This is a genomic window from Microbacterium sp. 8M (assembly GCF_902506375.1).
Classification (GTDB): domain Bacteria; phylum Actinomycetota; class Actinomycetes; order Actinomycetales; family Microbacteriaceae; genus Microbacterium.
Genome location: NZ_LR733284.1, coordinates 3,078,043 through 3,095,656, shown reverse-complemented (window position 1 = coordinate 3,095,656; position 17,614 = coordinate 3,078,043). Strand labels below are relative to the sequence as shown.

Here is a 17,614-nt window from a genome sequence, read left to right as displayed (position 1 = left end):
TCAGCGCTGCGCCAGCACGGCGTGACAGCGCGTCAGCCGGTCGACCCACCAGTCCCGGCGCTCGGCGGACGCCTGCAAGCGCTCCAACGCGGCCGGATCCGGGGTGACCCGGGCGGCGGACACCGCGCCGTCGCGCGGGCGGGCGTCGGCGACGTCATCGGCGAAGAGCGAGGCGGTGCCTAGGCCGCAGTCGTAATCGAGCGTCGGGAGTGCGGCGGCGAGGGCTGCCCCGAGCGAGAGTCCGACGGCGGTGTCGAGGGCGCTCGAGACGACCGCGGGCAGGCCCGCCTCGGCGACGATGTCGAGCGCCCGGCGGATCCCGCCCAGGGGCTGCGCCTTGATCACCAGCAGATCGGCGGCGCCGGCCCGGGCGACCGCGAGCGGATCCGTCGCCTTGCGCACGCTCTCGTCCGCCGCGATCGGGATGTCGAGATAGCCCGTGCGCTCGCGCAGCTCCGCGAGCTCGGCGATGCTCGTGCAGGGCTGCTCGACGTACTCCAGGTCGAACGGCGCGAGCGCGTGGATCGCGCGTTCCGCCTCGTCGACGTTCCACCCGGCGTTCGCGTCGACCCGGATCCGCCCCTCCGGCCCCATCTCCGCCCGGACGGCGCGCACGCGCGCGACGTCGTCGGCGAGGGCCTGGCCGGCCTCGGCGACCTTGACCTTCGCCGTCCGGCACCCGTCGAAGCGCGCGAGCACGGACGGCACCTGCTCGGCCGGAACCGCCGGAACCGTGGCGTTGACGGGGATGCGGTCGCGGAGCGCGGCCGGGCGCGGATGCCACGCGTCGGCGATCGCGGCCTCGAGCCAGGTCGCGGCCTCGGCATCGCCGTACTCGACGAACGGCGAGAACTCGGCCCACCCCTCGCGCCCCTCGAACAGCAGTGCCTCCCGCACGTCCACGCCGCGGAACCGGGTGTGCATCGGCAGCGCGACCACTCGCGCGGTCTGCAGGATCTCGGCGAGGGCGGGCAGGTCCGTCATGCCCCCATCATGCACCCGCGGATCCGCTCCGATGCGGCAGGAACCGCCAGGCGCGGGCCGGATCCCGAACGCGATGAAGCCGGGCAGGATGCGCATGCGTCACAAGCTCGTGTCGTTGACAATGGTGTGTTACACACACTATCGTGTCCAGTATGAACGGTGAGGAGTTCGACGGACACCTGCAGGAGCTGCGACGTGGCACGGTCGTGCTCGCGAGCCTGCGGCTGCTGCGCGAGCCCGGCTACGGATACGGACTGCTCGAGCAGCTCGACGCCGCCGGCTTCCCCGCTGACGCGAACACTCTCTACCCCCTGCTCCGGCGGCTCGAGAAGCAGGGCTACCTCACGAGCGAGTGGAACACGGAGGAGGCGCGCCCTCGCAAGTTCTATCGCACCTCCCCGGCCGGGCTCCGCCTGGCGGACACCCTCATCCGCGAGCTGGAGGCCATCGCCGCCGCCGCCGAGACGCTTCCCTGACCTGGAGGACATCATGGACAACGACACCTCGCTCTCCGAGCGCTATGTGACCGCAGTCGCGCGCTCCGTCCCCGCCGCAGATCGCCCGGAGATCACTGCCGAGCTGCGCGCCTCGATCGCCGATGAGGTCGACGGTCGTCTCGCCGCGGGCGAGGAACCGGCCGTCGCCGAGTACGCGGTCATCGCAGAGCTCGGCGACCCGATCGCATACGCGGCCTCGCTCTCCGGGCGGCCGCTGGTGCTCATCGGCCCGCGGTACTACGCAGCGTGGCTGCGGCTGCTGCGCCTGCTGCTGGTCATCGTCGTCCCGGTCGCGGCGCTGATCGCCGGCCTGGTCCGGGCGATCGGCGGAGGGAACGTGGGCGCGGTGATCGGCGCCATGATCCCCGCCGTCATCACCTCCGGGGTCCACGTCGCGTTCTGGACGACCCTGGTCTTCGCCACGCTGGAGCGGGTCGGATCCACGGGCGACACGGTGCTCGAGTGGACACCCGACAAGCTGCCGCGCGCGGTGAACCCCGCCGCACGGTTCGCGGATCTGATCGGCATCGTCGTCATGACGGTTCTCGTGATCGGCGCGGTCGTGTGGGACCGGACGATCGGCTGGGGCGATGGGCATGCGCACCTCCTGGCGCCGGGGCTGTGGCCGGTCGTCATGATGGTGTGGTTCGCCCTGCTCGCGGTGGGCGTCGTCGTCGAGGCGGTCGCCGCCGTGCGCGGCCGCTGGACCGTGCCGCTCGTCGTGGTGAGCCTCGTCGCCGTTCTGGTCTCGTCGGTGGGCGCGATCGTCGCGGTATGGCGCGGCGGGCTTCTGGATCCGGGCCTGATGGCGCAGATGCACGCCGCGAGCGGACCGGGCCACGACGTCGTCCAGATCGTCGACATCGTGCTCACCGTGGTGATCGTCGGAATCCTCGTCGGGACGCTCTTCGATACCGGCCGCAAGCTCGGCCTGGTGCGACGGGACTGACGCGGACGCGGCGCGCTCGGCCGCCCCGGGGCCCGTAGCGGCGGGACGCGCGGCGCCGGCCCCGCGTTGCACCGGGAATAGGCTGGATCCCGTGACCGAGAAGCCCGTCTCCGACCTCTTCGACCCCGCCGAGTGGACGCTCGCTCCCGGCGCCGGCGAGTACACCGACATCACCGCGCACGTCTCGAACGACGGGCGGATCGCGCGGATCGCGTTCGACCGCCCGGAGGTGCGCAACGCCTTCCGGCCCCACACCGTCGACGAGCTGTACCGTGCGCTCGACGCGGCCCGGCAGGATCCGCGCATCGGCGTGGTGCTGCTCACCGGCAACGGCCCCAGCCCGAAGGACGGCGGCTGGGCGTTCTGCTCCGGCGGCGATCAGCGCATCCGCGGTCGAGACGGCTACAAGTATTCGGACGACGAGACGGCGGTGCCGGCCGAGGCGCAGGCGAGGGCGGGCCGCCTGCACATCCTCGAGGTGCAGCGGCTCATCCGCTTCATGCCGAAGGTCGTCATCGCCGTGGTTCCCGGCTGGGCGGCCGGCGGCGGGCACTCGCTGCACGTCGTGTGCGACCTGACGATCGCGAGCGCCGAGCACGGCCGGTTCAAGCAGACGGATGCGGACGTCGGATCCTTCGACGCCGGATACGGGTCCGCGTACATGGCGCGGCAGACCGGGCAGAAGTTCGCCCGCGAGGTGTTCTTCCTGGCCGAGGAGTACTCCGCCGAGCGCGCCATGCAGGCGGGCGCGGTGAACCGGGTCGTGCCGCATGCCGAGCTCGAGCGGGAGGCGATCGCGATGGCCCGGACGATCCTCACCAAGTCGCCCACGGCGATCCGGATGCTGAAGTTCGCCTTCAACGCCGTCGACGACGGCCTCGTCGGCCAGCAGGTGTTCGCCGGCGAGGCGACCCGCCTGGCCTACGGCACGGATGAGGCAGTCGAGGGCCGCGACGCATTCCTCGAGAAGCGCGAGCCCGACTGGTCGCCGTACCCCTGGCACTACTGATGATGGCTTCGGCGTTGAAAGGGCGCAGATGGCCCCATCTGCGCCCCGCATGCCGCCATTTGCGCGCTCTCGAATGCAGCCGGCCAGGCGGTCAGCGGTGAGGTTGCACGGCGTCGACGGGGCGGATCCGGCCGCAGTGCGGCAGGCGGTGCCGGCGGCGCTCGACGGCACCGCCCCGCTCGCGCTCGGCTTCGTGCCAGGATCCGGCGACGACGTGCCGGAGGGCACGGCGGTGGTCATCGCGACCTCCGGATCCACCGGGGTCCCGAAGCGGGTCGTGCTCTCCGCCGGCGCCCTGCGTGCGAGCGCCACGGCGGCCGCAGCGCGCATCGGATCCGGACAGTGGATGCTGGCGCTCCCCGCGGGCTACGTCGCCGGGCTCCAGGTGCTCGTGCGCGCGCACCTGGCCGGCACCGACCCGGTGGTGCTGGACGGACGGTTCACACCGGCGTCGTTCGTCGCGGCGACCCGCGAGCTGGGCGCGGGACCGCGGTACACCTCGCTGGTGCCGGCGCAGCTGGCGACCCTGCTGGATGCCGCCGACGACCGCGACGTCCGTGCGGCGCTCGGCGCCTACGAGGCGCTCCTCATCGGCGGGCAGGCGCTGCCGCCGGCGCTGCGAGAGCGCGCGGCTGCTGCGGGTGCGCGCATCGTGCGCACGTACGGATCCAGCGAGACCGCCGGCGGCTGCGTGTACGACGGCGTTCCGCTGGACGGCGTGGAGGCGGCATCCGTCGACGGTGAGATCCGCCTCACCGGCGCCACCCTGGCCGACGGGTACCTCGGTGACGCCGCACTGACCGCGCGCACGTTCGTCGCCGATACCGCCGGAACGCGGTGGTACCGCACCGGCGATGCCGGAACGGTCGCCGGGGGCCGCGTCACGGTGACCGGCCGGATCGACAACGTGATCGTGTCGGGCGGCATCAACGTCTCCCTGGACCGGGTGGAGCGCGCCGTGCGCGCGGTGCCGGGCCTCGAGGGCGCCGTCGTCGTCGCCGTGGACGACGCCCGCTGGGGCCAGGCGTCGGCGATCGTGGCCGAGGGGCCGGACGGCGCGGCGGAGGCGCTGCTCGCCGCCGCGCGCGACCGGACGGCCGGCGAGGTCGGCGCCGTTGCACGGCCCGCCCGGATCCTGATGCTCGCCGAGCTGCCGGTGCTGCCGTCCGGCAAGCCCGACCGGCGGGCGATCGCGGCGCTCGCCACGGCATCTGCCTGACGACGCTCACCCGCATCGCCCGCTGCACTGCGGGAAAACGGCGGGGGATCCGGCGTGTCGCCCGGCGCACGGCGCTGATCGGGGCTGACACGCCGATACCCGCCTCCGTTTTCCGACATCTCCGCGGGCCGCAGCGAACCCGGCCCCGGCAGGCGCAGCGCTCGGGATACATCTCCCGGCGGATGAGCGAGCCGGCTCCGGTCGCGTACCGTGAGGGAGTGCTTCGCCCGGTCCCGCGCTTTTGGCTCCTGTTCGACATCGTGGGCAGCGCCATCGGCCTGCTGCTCACGTTGCCTGTGACCTTCACCTTCGCTGCGGGCACCATGAGCCGGTGGATCCCGGACGGCGTCGCTTCGTACGCGCTCGTGCTGCTGGTCGCGGTGATCCTCTGGGGTGCCGCCGCGATCAGCCGGATCGCGCCCGCGCTTGCCCTGATCGTGGCCTGGGTCGGCGCGCTGCTGCAGATGGCGTGCGGCTTCTCCCCGGGCGCCTACGATCTCGCGATCCTCGGCGTGCTGTTCGCGACCTCGGCGTGGGGATCGATCCGACTGCTGTGGCTCGGCGGCGCCTCCGCGCTCGGCGGCGGGCTCATCGCGGGCCTGTACATGTCCCTGGTCAACGAGCAGGACCTCATCCAGGACGCGGCGACAGGGCTGAGGGTCGCGGTCCTGGCCGGCCTCCTGGGGGCCGTCTCCGTGCTCACCCTGGTGATGGCCTGGGGCGCCGGCCTGCTCTGGCGGCTGGTGCTGCGCGGACGGAGCACCAGGGAGGCGCAGGTGCGCGCCGAGGCGATCGCCATGGCGGAGCAGGAGCGGGTGCGGATCGCCCGCGACATGCACGACGTGGTGGCCCACTCCCTGGCCGTGGTGATCGCGCAGTCCGACGGCGCCAGGTACGCCGCGGTCGCCGATCCGGCGCAGGCGACGGCAGCCCTCACCACGATCGGGCAGACCGCCCGGGCGGCCCTCTCCGACGTGCGGCTGCTGCTCGCGCAGCTGCGGCACAGCGAGGGGGAGGGGCCGCAGCCGACGCTCGCCGACCTGGAGACCCTGTACGCGCAGGTGCGCGCCGCCGGGGTCGAGCCGCGGGTCACGGTCGATCCGACCCCGCCCGGGGAACCGTCCGCCTCGATCCAGCTGGCGGTGTACCGGATCCTGCAGGAGGCGCTGACGAACGCCATCCGGCACGGCGCAGGCGACGTCGACGTGCGGCTGAGCTGGTACGCCGACGCGGTGCACCTCGAGGTGCGCAACGCGGTTCCCCCGGCACCGCGGCAGGCATCGCCCGAGCACGGGCACGGACTGATCGGCATGCGCGAGCGCGCCCAGCTCGTCGGCGGCACCCTCAGCGCGCAGCCCGAGGACGGGGCCTTCGTCGTACGCGCCGCGCTCCCCGTCGCACCGGCCACGGCGTGACGGATGACAGACTCGAGAGCGGGGGCCGCAGCGATCGGCGCTCAGGAGGAGGCAGGATGATCCGGGTCGTGCTGGTCGACGACCAGGCGCTGTTCCGCGCCGGGATCCGCATGCTCGTCGCCTCTCAGCCCGACCTCGAGGTCGTCGGCGAGGCCGGCGACGGGCAGGAGGCCATCGGCGTCGTGCGCGCCACGCGGCCCGACGTCGTGATGATGGACATCCGGATGCCGGTCATGGACGGTCTGACCGCCACCGCGCGCATCCTCGAGGAGCCGGATCCGCCCCGCATCGTCATGCTCACCACCTTCGATCTCGACGAAGCGGCCGCTCGCGCGATCCGCCAGGGAGCCAGCGGCTTCCTGCTCAAGGACGCGGACCCCGAGTTCCTGCTCGCCGCGATCCGCACCGTCCACGCGGGCTCGAGCGTCATCGCGGCCTCGGCGACGCGTGAGCTGTTCGCGCATTTCGCGGCTCCGGCGCAGGCGCCCGTGCCGGCGAGCTACCACGACCTCACCGAGCGAGAGAAGGAGATCTTCGCGCTCGCGGCCCGCGGCCTGTCGAATGCCGAGATCGCAGCTCGGGAGTTCCTCTCCGAGGCCACGGTGAAGACGCACATCAGCCGCATCCTGACGAAGCTCGCCCTGCGCGACCGGGTGCAGCTCGTCGTGTTCGCCTTCGAGCACGGGCTGAACTAGACCGCGCCCTGCCGCGGTCGCACCTCGGGCGGGATCATCCTGCAGATGTAGGCGGATGCTCCCGGAGGCCGACGCGGCGGCGGGATCCGGATCCGTAGCGTCGAAGCCATGGAGATCACGACGAGCGACCTGGGACTCGCAGCCCGCGTCCAGCACCTCACCAAGACCTACGGATCCGGGGAGGGCGCGGTGCGCGCCCTCGACGACGTCAGCGTCGGCATCCGCCGCGGTCAGTTCACCGCGATCATGGGCGCCTCCGGCTCGGGCAAGTCCACCCTCATGCACATCATGGCGGGTCTGGACACCCCGACCCGCGGCCGCGCCTGGATCGGCGACACCGAGATCACCGGTCTCGGCGACCTCGACCTCACGATCCTGCGCCGGCGACGGGTCGGGTTCATCTTCCAGGCGTTCAACCTGGTGCCCACCCTCGACGCACTCGGCAACATCCTGCTGCCGTTCGAGCTCGACGGGCGCCGTCCGTCGGCGATCGAGCGGGCACGGATCGACTCCCTCGTCGATATCCTCGGGATCGGTCCGCGGCTGCGGCACCGTCCGCATCAGCTCTCCGGCGGGCAGCAGCAGCGCGTGGCGATCGCCCGGGCGCTGGCCACCGCGCCGGATCTGGTCTTCGCCGACGAGCCCACCGGCAACCTCGACTCCGCGTCCGGCCGCGAGGTGCTGCAGCTGCTGTCGACCGCGAGCCGGGAGCAGGGGCAGTCGATCGCGATGGTCACCCACGACGCGGTCGCCGCCAGCTACGCCGACCGGGTGCTCTTCCTCGGGGACGGGCGCATCGTCGCCGACCACCCGCGCCGCAGCGCCGACGAGATCGCCGGGCTCATGCTGTCCGGCGGTGCGACGGCCGACGCCGTGCCCGCGGGGGTGACGGCATGACCGCCGTCGCGCCCACGCTCATGGAGACCCCGCTGACCCCCTCGCGGATCGCGTTCCTCCGCGAGCGCGGCATGGGCGCGAGCGTGTTCGTCGCCGCGCTCACCACCGCGTTCGGCGTGATCCTCGTCGATACGACCGGCTACCTCGGCGCACTGCTGCAGAACGACCCCACGATCGGCGACAGCGGCACGCTCGCGTACGTCGTGCAGATCCTGTCGGTGCTGCTGACCGCGGTAGCGATGTACGTCGCCGCCATCGTCACGGCGAACACGTTCTCGACGATCGTCGCCGGCCGCACCCGCCGGATCGCGCTGCTGCGCCTCATCGGCGCCTCGGCGCGTGCGCAGCGGGGCGAGGTCGCCGGTCAGGGCCTCGTCGTGGGCATCCTCGGCTCGGTGCTCGGCCTCGTCGCCGGAGTGCTGCTGAGCTGGGCCGGGATCGCGATCGGCTCCACAGTGTTCGCCCACCCTCCGCTCGGCTTCTCGTCGCTGCAGCCGGGCGTGCTGGTGCCCGCGGTCGGCGTCGCGCTCACCACCTGGCTCGCCGCGTGGGCGGGATCCCGGCGGGTGCTGACCGTCACCCCGCTGCAGGCGCTCGCCGGATCCGCCGAGCGCAGCGCCGCCGAGATCGGGTCGGTCTCCTCGCGGCACCTCGGCGCCATCACGATGTTCGTGCTCGGCGGCGCGCTGCTCGCCGGCGGGGTCGTCTACGGGCTGACGTCGCCACTGGGAGTCGTGGTCGCGTTCTTCGGGGGCGTCTTCTCGTTCACCGGGCTCGCGATCGGCTCGGCGCTGATCATGCCGCCGGTGCTGCGCATGGTCGGCCGGCTGTTCGGTCGCAGCGCCACCGCGCGGCTCGCGGCGGAGAACGCGCTGCGCCACCCGGAGCGGTCCAGCCGGATGGCGATCGGCGTGGTCATGGGGGTGACCCTGGTGACGATGTTCGCCGTGGCGATGGAGTCGGCCAAGGCGCTGCTCCTGCGCACGAGCGAAGAGGAGCTCCCGCCGGGCTTCTTCGCCCCCTTCGACGCGTTCGCCACCGTGATGATGGTGCTCGTCGCAGTGTCCGCCGTGATCGCCGCGGTCGGCCTGGTGAACCTGCTCACCATCGGGGTCGTGCAGCGCCGGCGCGAGCTGGGGCTGCTCCGCGCGATCGGGCTGAGCAGCCGTCAGGTGCGCCGGATGGTGCTCCTCGAAGCGGCGCACGTGACGATCGCCGCCACCGCGACCGGGCTGGTGCTCGGCATCGCCTATGGCTGGATCGCGGCGCAGTCGCTGCTCGGGTCCGTGCCGTCGCTGCCCGACTTCCATCCGGCGGGCTTCATCCTGCCCGTCGTGCCCTGGGCCCCGGTCGCCGCGATCGTCGTGGCCACGGCCGTGCTCACGCTCGTGGCGTCCGTGGCGCCGACCCGCCTCGCCACGCGCGTGGCGCCCGTCGAAGCCCTCGCCGCCGACTGACCGGAGCGAGGTCGGCTCCGGTAGGGCCGTCGTCCGAGCGGGCGGCGGCCCTGTCCCAACCGCGGGCGAGGCGGCGGATCCGCCAGCCGCGCCACTGCCATGCCGCCCACAGCACGGGCAGGAGCAGGGCGGATCCGGGTCCGCCGAACACGAGGCGGTCCCGCCAGAGCGTGCGGCCGTCCGGCAGCGGCGAGACGGCCATGCGGTGGTCCCAGACGTCGAGCGAGGCGAGCGGGCCCGTCAGCGGGATGCCGCTGTCGCGCAGGATCCGCACGGTCTCGCCCCGGTGCTCCCGCGTCTCGTCGTACGCGCCGATGAGCTGCGTGCCGACCGGCACCACGCCGAACAGGCGCAGCCGCACCGCCGAGTGCAGCAGCGACTCCTCGTCGGCGTGCGTGAGCGGCTCGACCACGAGCACGGGGGCGTAGAGCGCCGCCAGCACCGCCGGCGAATGCAGCGCCGCCCAGGCCGCGTCGGCGCTCGCGCGGATACGGAACCTCAGCTGCACCTCGTGCAGTCCCGGGGGCGCCGTCATCGCGGCACCACGGCAGCGCGGCGGTCGGCGGCGGTGATCTCGCGGCGGGTCCACACCAGCAGGAAGCGCTCGTCGTAGCGGCGCGAGCAGCGTGCGCACGACGACGCCCGCGTGGGGCGGCGGTGCCGGTAGGTCACGTGCCCGGTGGGGCAGCGGCCCACCCAGGGCGCCAGCTCGGTCGCCGTCTCACCCCGATGCGTGGTGCCGCCGACGTAACCGAGCGAGCGGGCGACGCGCTTCCAGGCTGCGCCGTGCGCGGCGTCGTGGCCGGCGAGGGCGTGAGCGACCTCGTGCAGCAGCACCTGGTGGATCTCGTCATCCTCGAACCGGGCGGCCAGATAGCGGGAGACCGTGATCCTCTTGTCGCGGTAGTTGCAGGCGCCCGCCCGGCGCTTCGCGTTGTCGAAGCCGAACGACCAGCCCGGATCCAGATGCAGCCGGATCAGCGCCTCGCCCCAGACCCGGACTCGTTCCAACTCGGCCATGCACTCACGTTAGGCGACACCGGGGACATCCGCGCGCACGGCGCGGGCGCGCACACACCGGACGCTCGCCGCGGAGGCGGTTCAGCCGTTGACGGCGATCGGGTCGCGGCGACGCTCCACGGCCTCGATCGCGAGCAGCGCCGCCTCGAGCTCGTCGTCGGTCGCGCCCGCCTCGCGCCGCAGGAACAGCGTCCGCTTGAAGCTCTCCCTGGCCTGCTCGTAGTCGCCGGCCTCGAACGCGTTGCGGCCCCGGTGCTGATGCGCGAACGCCGCGATCGGCACCCAGCCCTGGCCCTCCGCCTCGGCGACGCAGGTCGCGAGCTCGTGGTCGGCGGCGCCGTGCGCACGGCGGTACTGCAGCACGGTCGCGTGCAGCACGCGCGCACGGATGAGGTCCTTGCGGGTGCCGGCCATGCGGGCCTGGCGCACTGCCTCGTCGGCCAGCACGAGCGCGTCGTCGAGGCGGCCGAGCACCTTCAGCAGCCACACCCGCTCGAGCATCGAGGGGAGGCTGCGCTGGTCGCCGATCTCCTCGAGTCGCGCCTCGCACTCCGAGGGATCAACGAGCTCGCGCAGAGAGTCCGGGTCGTATCCCTTGATGTAGCCCACGCGCGCCCTCCTGTACTGCTTGCACCGCTCGCCGTGTGCCTTCCAGTCTGCCTGCGGATCCCGGGCAGCGGCGAAGGAGCCGGGGCGTGCCGCGGATCCGGCCGCATCCGTGGGGCGGGTCTGGGCCAGAAGGCCCCTCCCGTCCCGTCCCCCTTCCCTTCCCCTTATCCACGCGAGCCACCCCTTTGTGCGCGAGCCACCCCGTTGCGCGCCGCGTGAAGAGGGGTGGCTCGCGTGGAAGGGGGTGGTTCGGCGCAAGTGCAGGGGGGAGTCAGCGCAGGAACACCCCGGCGTCGGGGCGCGGGGAGGCGATGGCCGTGGCATCGGTGACGATCGCCGCATCCTTCGCGAACGCCGCGACCTCGGGGCCGTGCGCGAGCTTGGCCGGATGCGGACCCGCGGCGAGGATCCGCGGCAGCGCGTCGGCGGGCAGGGGCACGGCCGACGCCGCGAGCACGAGGTTGCCGAACCGACGGCCCTTGAGGATCTGCGCATCGGCGAGGATCGCGAGCTCCGGCAGCACCGCGCGGATCGTCGCCACCTGCCGCCGCGCGAAGGCGAGGCCGGGGCCGTCGGCGACGTTCACGAGCAGCACGCCCGCGGGGGCGAGCAGCTGAGCGAGCTCGCCGTAGAACTCGACGCTGGTCAGATGCGCGGGCGTCTGCGCCCCCGAGTACACGTCGGCGACCACGAGGTCGACGGCTCCGGCCAGCGCCGGCGGCAGCCGCCGCACGCCCTCCCGGGCATCCCCGATCCGGATCCGGATCGCAGCGCCCCGCGGCAGGGGCAGGTGCTCGCGCACGAGCTCGACGAGCGGCGCCTCCAGCTCGATCACCTGCTGCCGGGACCCCGGCCGGGTGGCGGCGATGTAGCGCGGGATGGTCAACGCGCCGGCGCCCAGGTGCACGGCGGTGATCGGCGCGCCGGGGGAGGAGAGCTGGTCGATCAGCGCACCCATGCGCACGATGTACTCGAAGTGCAGATGCGTCGGGTCGGCGGGATCCACGTGCGACTGCGGCGTCTCATCGATGAGGAGCTCGAACCCGCCGCCGAACTCCGCAGGGACCACGCGAGCGATCCCTCCGGATCCCAGCCGTGCGGCGGGGTGCTCGGTGTCCTTCGCGCGTGCTCTGCCCATGGGACGAGCGTAGGACGATCGCACCGGGCACTGCGCACGGAGGGCCCGGCACGCGGCGGCGGGAGGTCTGCTCCGCCCGCCTGTGCAGCAGGGGCGGAGGACGGATCCGGTCCGGATCCGCGCGCGACGATCTGCACACGATGCGACGATCAACACACGATCTCGCAGGATCCCGGTGCAGATCGTTGCGGGATGTGCAGATCGTCGCGCGGAGAGCGGGGACGACCGCGGTCGGGCCGGTGGGCTGCGGCGCTTGCCGCGGGTTTGTTAGTAGTGCATGCTTAATGTGGCGCGCCGGCGCCGACGGATTCGACGAGGAGACCTCATGACGCTCGACGTGACGCCTGAACGCCCTGCGGACCGCACAGCCAACGACGCCGGGACCGCGCCGGATGCGGCCACCTCAGACCCCGCGGCCTCAGCTGCCGCGGCCTCAGACGCCGCCGCCTCGGTTGCCGCCGATCGGGACGCGGAGTTCGCGCGTCTCGCGAACGGCGTGCTGTGGCCCGGGTTCTTCGGAACGGAGCTGCCGGAATGGCTCGCCGCGGAGCTCCGGGACGGACTCGCAGGCGTCGTCTACTTCGCGCAGAACCTGTCGCCCCATCTCGACCGGCTGAGCGCGGCGATCCACGAGGCGAACCCCCGCGCGCTCATCGGCGTGGACGAGGAGGGCGGCAGCGTGACACGCCTCGAGGCGCGCACCGGATCGACCGCCCCCGGCGCCGCGCAGCTCGGCGCGCTCGACGACGTCGACGCCACCCGGGCGACCGGTGCCGAGCTCGCCCGCCGGATCCGCGAAGCCGGCGCCGACGTGCTGATCGGCCCCGTCGCCGACGTCAACACCGACCCGCGCAACCCGGTGATCGGCGTGCGCGCGTTCGGCGCCGACACCGCGCTGGTTTCGCGGCATGCGGTGGCGCAGGTCGAGGGCATCCAGGGATCCGGCGTCGCCGCGTGCGTCAAGCACTTCCCCGGCCACGGCGACACGCACCTCGACTCGCACCACGGGCTGCCGCGAATCGCCGCGGATCCGGCCGAGTTCGACCGCGTGCACGTCGAGCCGTTCCGCGCCGCGATCGCCTCGGGTGCGCGGTCGGTGATGACCGCGCACATCGTGGTGCCGGCCTGGGGCGAGGAGCCCGCCACGCTCAACCCGCGGGTGCTCGGGATGCTGCGGGCCGCAGGCTTCGACGGGGTCATCGTGACGGACGCCCTCGACATGGCGGCGATCCGGGAGTCGGTCGGCATCGGCGGGGGAGCGGTGCGCGCGCTCGCGGCAGGCGCCGACCTCCTCTGCGTCGGCAACCCGACGAACCCGGGCGATGGCGCGGCGGTCGACCAGGACCAGCGCGACTTCCACGCCGCGAAGGACGCGATCGTGCGGGCGCTCGCCGACGGCACGCTGAGCGTGCAGCGCGTCACCGAGGCGGCCGCCCGCGTCGCCCGGCTCGCCGACGAGCTCGCGGCTGAGCGGGCTCAGGAGCACCCGGGGGTGCCCGAGGATCTGCGCGGGATCGTGCGCCGTGCGATCACCGTGCAGGGCGACCTCGGCGCGCCGGCCTCGGGGCTCGTGGTCCTGGACGCGCGCCGCCGCGCGACCCTCGCCGTCGACAGTGCGGCGCCGTACGTGGTCGATGCGCTGACCGCCGGCGCCTGGTCGCACCGCATCGACGCGGAGCGCGCGACCGACGCCGAGGTCGCGGGCGCCGTCGCCGAGGCTCGTGCCGCGGCCGCCGCGAGCGGATCCCGCATCGTGGCGCTGGTCGACCGCATCGACACGGACGAGGCGCAGCGCCGGTTCGTGGATGCGGTCGCCGCGGCGGATCCGGGTGCCGTCGTCGTGAACGTGGGTCTGCCGGGAGCTGCCGTCGCGCTGCCGGTGCTGGACGTGCGCGCGAGCAGTCGCATCGGCGCCGAGCTGGCCCGGGAGGTGCTCGTCGGAGGCTCCCGATGATCCGGGGGGTGCCGCTCTGAACGGGTGCGCGCCCGGGTTATACCGCTGTCGGCGCGATTGGTCAAGAATCGCGCTTGCCATGTCGTGAATTCGGAACTATAGTTGATCTTTGCGCCTCGTTCCTCCCTGCCCTCATATGGTGGTCGGCAGACTCCGTACGTTCCTCGCTCTTCGACAGAGCGCCTTCAGCGTGCGGCCGTGTGACGCGGCGCACTCCACCTGACGACGAGGAATCGAGACGCCCTTCGGGGCTCACGGAGGTTATTCCCTTGGCTGCTGCTCCCAACGCATCCACTCCCACCACCACCAAGAACGGACGCGGCCACTCCCGCCTCTCGTTCGCCAAGATCTCCGACACGCTGACGGTCCCCGACCTGCTCGCCCTGCAGACCGAGTCCTTCGACTGGCTCGTGGGCAACGAGGCCTGGAAGCAGCGCGTCGCGGAGGCCAAGAAGGCCGGCCGCAAGGACATCGCAGAGGCCAGCGGCCTCGAGGAGATCTTCGAGGAGATCTCCCCGATCGAAGACCTGAGCGAGACCATGCAGCTCTCGTTCACGAACCCGTACCTCGAGCCCGAGAAGTACTCCATCGAGGAGTGCAAGGAGCGCGGCAAGACGTACGCGGCCCCGCTCTACGTCGAGGCCGAGTTCATGAACCACCAGACCGGTGAGATCAAGACCCAGACGGTCTTCATGGGCGACTTCCCGCTCCAGACCGCCAAGGGCACGTTCATCATCAACGGCACCGAGCGCGTCGTCGTGTCGCAGCTCGTCCGCTCCCCGGGCGTGTACTTCGACAAGACCCCGGACAAGACCAGCGACAAGGACATCGTGTCCGCGCGCGTCATCCCGTCCCGCGGCGCCTGGCTCGAGTTCGAGATCGACAAGCGCGACCAGGTCGGCGTGCGCATCGACCGCAAGCGCAAGCAGTCCGTCACGGTCTTCCTCAAGGCGCTGGGCCTGACCAGCGAGGAGATCCTCGCCGAGTTCGCCGGCTTCACCTCGATCGAGGAGACGCTCGCGAAGGACACGATCCTCACCAAGGAGGACGCGCTCCGCGACATCTACCGCAAGCTCCGTCCGGGCGAGCAGGTCGCCGCCGAGGCCGCCCGCGCGCTGCTGGACAACTTCTACTTCAACCCGAAGCGCTACGACCTCGCCAAGGTCGGTCGCTACAAGATCAACCAGAAGCTGGGCCTCGACCTGCCGCTGGACGAGTCCGTCCTCACGGTCAAGGACATCGTCGAGACCATCAAGTACCTGGTGCGCCTGCACGCCGGCGTGGAGACCTTCGAGGGCATTCGCGGGGGCAAGAAGGCCGAGATCCGTCTCGCGACCGACGACATCGACAACTTCGGCAACCGTCGCATCCGCGCCGTCGGCGAGCTCATCCAGAACCAGGTCCGCACGGGTCTTTCCCGCATGGAGCGCGTGGTCCGCGAGCGCATGACCACGCAGGACATCGAGGCGATCACCCCGCAGACCCTGATCAACGTGCGCCCCGTCGTGGCCGCGATCAAGGAGTTCTTCGGCACCTCGCAGCTCTCGCAGTTCATGGATCAGAACAACCCGCTCGCGGGTCTGACCCACAAGCGCCGCCTCTCGGCCCTCGGCCCCGGTGGTCTGAGCCGCGACCGCGCCGGCGTCGAGGTGCGCGACGTGCACCCCTCGCACTACGGCCGCATGTGCCCGATCGAGACCCCGGAAGGCCCGAACATCGGCCTGATCGGCTCGCTCGCCACGTTCGCGCGGATCAACTCGTTCGGCTTCATCGAGACGCCGTACCGCAAGGTCGAGAACGGCCGGGTCACCGAGCACATCGACTACCTGACCGCCGCGGAGGAGGTCGACTTCAACATCGCGCAGGCGAACGCCCCGCTCGACAAGGACGGCCGCTTCACCGAGGCGCACGTCCTGGCGCGCCCCAAGGGCGGATCCGGTGAGGTCGACATGTTCCTGCCCGAGGAGATCGGCTACATCGACGTCTCCCCGCGCCAGATGGTGTCGGTCGCGACCTCGCTCGTGCCGTTCCTCGAGCACGACGACGCGCAGCGCGCGCTCATGGGCGCCAACATGCAGCGCCAGGCCGTGCCGCTGCTCCGTTCCGAGTCGCCGTTCGTCGGCACCGGTATGGAGGGCTACGCCGCCATCGACGCCGGTGACGTGATCACCGCCGAGAAGGCCGGTGTGGTCTCCGAGGTCTCCGCCGACCGCGTCGTGGTCATGCTCGACGAGGGCGGCACCCAGGAGTACTACCTGCGCAAGTTCGACCGCTCGAACCACGGCACCTCGTACAACCAGAAGGTCGTCGTCTCGGCCGGTGAGCGCGTCGAGGTCGGCGAGGTCATCGCCGACGGCCCCGCCACCGAGAACGGCGAGCTCGCCCTCGGCAAGAACCTCCTCGTCGCCTTCATGACGTGGGAGGGGCACAACTTCGAGGACGCGATCATCCTCAGCCAGGACCTGGTGAAGGACGACACCCTCTCCTCGATCCACATCGAGGAGTACGAGGTCGACGCGCGCGACACGAAGCTCGGCAAGGAGGAGATCACCCGTGACCTCCCCAACGTCAGCCCGGAGCTCCTGAAGGACCTGGACGAGCGCGGCATCATCCGCATCGGCGCCGAGGTCCGCCCCGGCGACATCCTCGTCGGCAAGGTCACGCCGAAGGGTGAGACCGAGCTGAGCGCCGAGGAGCGCCTGCTCCGCGCGATCTTCAACGAGAAGAGCCGCGAGGTCCGCGACACGTCCCTCAAGGTGCCGCACGGCGAGCAGGGCACGGTCATCGCGGTCAAGGAGTTCAACGCCGAGGACGGCGACGACGAGCTCGGCTCCGGCGTCAACCGCCGCGTCGTGGTGTTCATCGCCCAGAAGCGCAAGATCACCGAGGGCGACAAGCTCGCCGGCCGCCACGGCAACAAGGGTGTCATCGCGAAGATCCTGCCGGTCGAGGACATGCCGTTCCTCGCCGACGGCACCCCGGTCGACGTCATCCTGAACCCGCTCGGCATCCCCGGCCGCATGAACTTCGGCCAGGTGCTGGAGACGCACCTCGGATGGGTCGCCAAGCAGGGCTGGAAGATCGAGGGCAACCCGGAGTGGGCCGCGCGCCTGCCCAAGGAGGCCTTCGACGTCGCCCCCGGCACCAAGGTCGCGACCCCGGTGTTCGACGGCGCCCACCAGGAGGAGATCGAGGGTCTGCTCGACTCCACCCTGCCGACCCGTGACGGCGTGCGCCTGATCGACTCGTCCGGCAAGACCACCCTGTTCGACGGCCGCTCCGGCGAGCCGTTCCCGGGGCAGATCTCCGTGGGCTACATGTACATCCTGAAGCTCCACCACCTGGTCGACGACAAGATCCACGCGCGTTCGACGGGCCCCTACTCGATGATCACCCAGCAGCCGCTCGGCGGTAAGGCCCAGTTCGGTGGCCAGCGCTTCGGTGAGATGGAGGTGTGGGCGCTCGAGGCCTACGGCGCCGCGTACGCGCTGCAGGAGCTCCTCACGATCAAGTCCGACGACATCCTCGGCCGCGTCAAGGTGTACGAGGCCATCGTCAAGGGCGAGAACATCCAGGAGCCGGGCATCCCGGAGTCGTTCAAGGTGCTCATGAAGGAGATGCAGTCGCTCTGCCTGAACGTCGAGGTCCTCTCGGCCGACGGCACGGCGGTCAACCTCCGCGACACCGATGACGAGGCCTTCCGCGCCGCCGAGGAGCTGGGAATCAACATCTCCAGCCGCTTCGAGTCCGCATCCATCGACGAGATCTGAT

The 17,614-nt window shown here is 72.0% G+C and carries 15 protein-coding genes; 10 read left to right on the top strand and 5 right to left on the bottom strand.

Annotated elements, in window-relative coordinates:
* Positions 1-984, bottom strand: a complete 984-nt coding sequence (locus AERO9AM_RS14645; protein WP_159576805.1) for an o-succinylbenzoate synthase — start codon at positions 982-984, stop codon at positions 1-3.
* A 152-nt stretch (positions 985-1,136) separates the two neighbouring features.
* Here AERO9AM_RS14645 and AERO9AM_RS14640 point away from each other — a divergent pair, with 152 nt between their 5' ends.
* The 8 genes from AERO9AM_RS14640 (at position 1,137) to AERO9AM_RS14605 (ending at position 9,122) form a co-directional block, all read left to right on the top strand.
* Entirely contained in the window at positions 1,137-1,460 is a 324-nt protein-coding gene (locus AERO9AM_RS14640; protein WP_159577567.1) for a PadR family transcriptional regulator, read from the top strand.
* 13 nt (positions 1,461-1,473) lie between these two features.
* Positions 1,474-2,430: a permease prefix domain 1-containing protein gene (locus tag AERO9AM_RS14635; RefSeq protein ID WP_159576804.1), complete on the top strand. Its 957-nt coding sequence runs from the start codon at positions 1,474-1,476 to the stop codon at positions 2,428-2,430.
* Between the two features lie 91 nt (positions 2,431-2,521).
* Complete coding sequence (locus AERO9AM_RS14630; protein ID WP_159576803.1) at positions 2,522-3,439, top strand: 1,4-dihydroxy-2-naphthoyl-CoA synthase; 918 nt, start codon at positions 2,522-2,524, stop codon at positions 3,437-3,439.
* Between the two features lie 97 nt (positions 3,440-3,536).
* Positions 3,537-4,658: an AMP-binding protein gene (locus AERO9AM_RS14625; RefSeq protein ID WP_159576802.1), complete on the top strand. Its 1,122-nt coding sequence runs from the start codon at positions 3,537-3,539 to the stop codon at positions 4,656-4,658.
* Between the two features lie 218 nt (positions 4,659-4,876).
* Positions 4,877-6,073: a sensor histidine kinase gene (locus AERO9AM_RS14620; protein WP_236602632.1), complete on the top strand. Its 1,197-nt coding sequence runs from the start codon at positions 4,877-4,879 to the stop codon at positions 6,071-6,073.
* A gap of 56 nt (positions 6,074-6,129) precedes the next feature.
* Positions 6,130-6,768, top strand: a complete 639-nt coding sequence (locus AERO9AM_RS14615) for a response regulator (protein WP_159576800.1) — start codon at positions 6,130-6,132, stop codon at positions 6,766-6,768.
* Between the two features lie 108 nt (positions 6,769-6,876).
* Entirely contained in the window at positions 6,877-7,665 is a 789-nt protein-coding gene (locus tag AERO9AM_RS14610; protein WP_159576799.1) for an ABC transporter ATP-binding protein, read from the top strand.
* On the top strand, positions 7,662-9,122 hold the full coding sequence (locus tag AERO9AM_RS14605) for an ABC transporter permease (protein WP_159576798.1): 1,461 nt from the start codon (positions 7,662-7,664) through the stop codon (positions 9,120-9,122). The genes AERO9AM_RS14610 and AERO9AM_RS14605 overlap by 4 nt, the downstream gene beginning before the upstream one ends.
* Here the strand turns inward: AERO9AM_RS14605 and AERO9AM_RS14600 are convergent.
* The 4 genes from AERO9AM_RS14600 to AERO9AM_RS14585 form a co-directional block, all read right to left on the bottom strand.
* Positions 9,046-9,657: a hypothetical protein gene (locus AERO9AM_RS14600; protein ID WP_201298653.1), complete on the bottom strand. Its 612-nt coding sequence runs from the start codon at positions 9,655-9,657 to the stop codon at positions 9,046-9,048. The two genes, AERO9AM_RS14605 and AERO9AM_RS14600, sit on opposite strands and share 77 nt — an antisense overlap.
* Complete coding sequence (locus tag AERO9AM_RS14595; protein ID WP_159576797.1) at positions 9,654-10,142, bottom strand: SprT-like domain-containing protein; 489 nt, start codon at positions 10,140-10,142, stop codon at positions 9,654-9,656. Before AERO9AM_RS14595 ends, AERO9AM_RS14600 begins: the two co-directional genes overlap by 4 nt.
* An 81-nt stretch (positions 10,143-10,223) precedes the next feature.
* On the bottom strand, positions 10,224-10,751 hold the full coding sequence (locus tag AERO9AM_RS14590) for a hypothetical protein (protein WP_159576796.1): 528 nt from the start codon (positions 10,749-10,751) through the stop codon (positions 10,224-10,226).
* Between the two features lie 271 nt (positions 10,752-11,022).
* On the bottom strand, positions 11,023-11,889 hold the full coding sequence (locus AERO9AM_RS14585) for a spermidine synthase (protein WP_159576795.1): 867 nt from the start codon (positions 11,887-11,889) through the stop codon (positions 11,023-11,025).
* Between the two features lie 325 nt (positions 11,890-12,214).
* Here AERO9AM_RS14585 and AERO9AM_RS14580 point away from each other — a divergent pair, with 325 nt between their 5' ends.
* Positions 12,215-13,843 (top strand): glycoside hydrolase family 3 protein, encoded by a 1,629-nt coding sequence (locus AERO9AM_RS14580; protein WP_159576794.1) that lies wholly within the window; start codon positions 12,215-12,217, stop codon positions 13,841-13,843.
* A 269-nt stretch (positions 13,844-14,112) separates the two neighbouring features.
* Positions 14,113-17,613, top strand: coding sequence for a DNA-directed RNA polymerase subunit beta (gene rpoB / locus AERO9AM_RS14575; RefSeq protein ID WP_159576793.1), 3,501 nt, complete (start codon positions 14,113-14,115; stop codon positions 17,611-17,613).
* The last annotated feature ends 1 nt before the right edge of the window (position 17,614 follow it).